This is a genomic window from Streptomyces sp. NPDC053542 (assembly GCF_044544685.1).
Lineage (GTDB): Bacteria > Actinomycetota > Actinomycetes > Streptomycetales > Streptomycetaceae > Streptomyces.
Map to the genome: position 1 here is coordinate 1 of NZ_JBITXL010000020.1, position 1,386 is coordinate 1,386.

Here is a 1,386-nt window from a genome sequence, read left to right on the forward strand (position 1 = left end):
CCCGGCGACGACACCCGCTCCATCGACTGGCGCGCGACCGCCCGCCAGTCCTCGGTCGCCGTACGCACCTGGCGCCCCGAACGGGACCGGCACATCCTCCTGGCCCTGGACACAGGCCGTACGTCGGCCGGCCGCGTGGGCGACGCCCCGCGTCTCGACGCCGCGATGGACGCGGCGCTTCTCCTCGCGGCTCTGGCGTCAAGGGCCGGCGACCGCGTCGACCTGCTCGCCTACGATCGCCGCGTACGCGCCCTCGTCCAGGGCCGCACGGCAGGCGACGTCCTGCCATCCTTGGTCAACGCCATGGCCACCATCGAACCGGAACTCGTCGAAACGGACGCCCGGGGTCTCACGGCGACCGCTCTGCGTACGGCACCACGCCGCTCGTTGATCGTCCTGTTCACGACCCTCGACGCGGCCCCGTTCGAGGAGGGCATCCTCCCCGTCCTCCCCCAACTCACCCAGCGCCACACGGTCTTGGTGGCGTCTGTCGCCGACCCGCACATCGCCGCCATGGCTCGCTCCCGCGGTACGACGGACGCGGTGTACGAGGCCGCAGCAGCGGCCCAGGCCCAGTCGGAACGCCACCGCACCGCCGAACAACTCCGACGCCACGGCGTTACGGTCGTGGACGCGACGCCGGACGAGCTCGCGCCGGCGCTGGCGGACGCCTACCTGGCCCTGAAAGCGGGCGGACGTCTCTGAGGCGATGCGGGCTCTGGAAAGGGCCCGCATTCCATCCCCTGCACGTCCTGAAAAATGCACGGAAACGCAGAAAACCCCGCACCAGAAGGTGCGGGGTTTCCCGGAAAAATTGTTCGGCGGCGTCCTACTCTCCCACAGGGTCCCCCCTGCAGTACCATCGGCGCTGTGAGGCTTAGCTTCCGGGTTCGGAATGTAACCGGGCGTTTCCCTCACGCTATAACCACCGAAACACTATGAAACTGTCGAACAATGCCGCACCGCATGAGACCCATGCGGGGCCGTTCGTGGTTTCAGAACCAACACAGTGGACGCGAGCAACTGAGGACAAGCCCTCGGCCTATTAGTACCGGTCACCTCCACACCTTGCGGTGCTTCCAGATCCGGCCTATCAACCCAGTCGTCTACTGGGAGCCTTACCCCATCAAGTGGGTGGGAGTCCTCATCTCGAAGCAGGCTTCCCGCTTAGATGCTTTCAGCGGTTATCCCTCCCGAACGTAGCCAACCAGCCATGCCCTTGGCAGAACAACTGGCACACCAGAGGTTCGTCCGTCCCGGTCCTCTCGTACTAGGGACAGCCCTTCTCAAGACTCCTACGCGCACAGCGGATAGGGACCGAACTGTCTCACGACGTTCTAAACCCAGCTCGCGTACCGCTTTAATGGGCGAACAGCCCAACCCTTG

The 1,386-nt window shown here is 65.8% G+C and carries 1 protein-coding gene and 2 rRNA genes; 1 reads left to right on the top strand and 2 read right to left on the bottom strand.

Annotation, left to right across the window (positions count from 1 at the left end):
• On the top strand, nt 1-705 hold a 705-nt coding region (locus tag ACIGXO_RS33620; protein ID WP_399794501.1), incomplete at its 5' end, for a DUF58 domain-containing protein.
• Nucleotides 706-816: 111 nt separating this feature from the next.
• On the opposite strand, the gene rrf is transcribed toward ACIGXO_RS33620, so the two are convergent.
• Together rrf and ACIGXO_RS33630 are read right to left on the bottom strand one after the other, a co-directional pair.
• Nucleotides 817-933 (bottom strand): 5S ribosomal RNA (gene rrf / locus ACIGXO_RS33625).
• Nucleotides 934-1,025: 92 nt separating this feature from the next.
• Nucleotides 1,026-1,386: ribosomal RNA gene (locus tag ACIGXO_RS33630) — 23S ribosomal RNA — on the bottom strand; the annotation flags it as partial.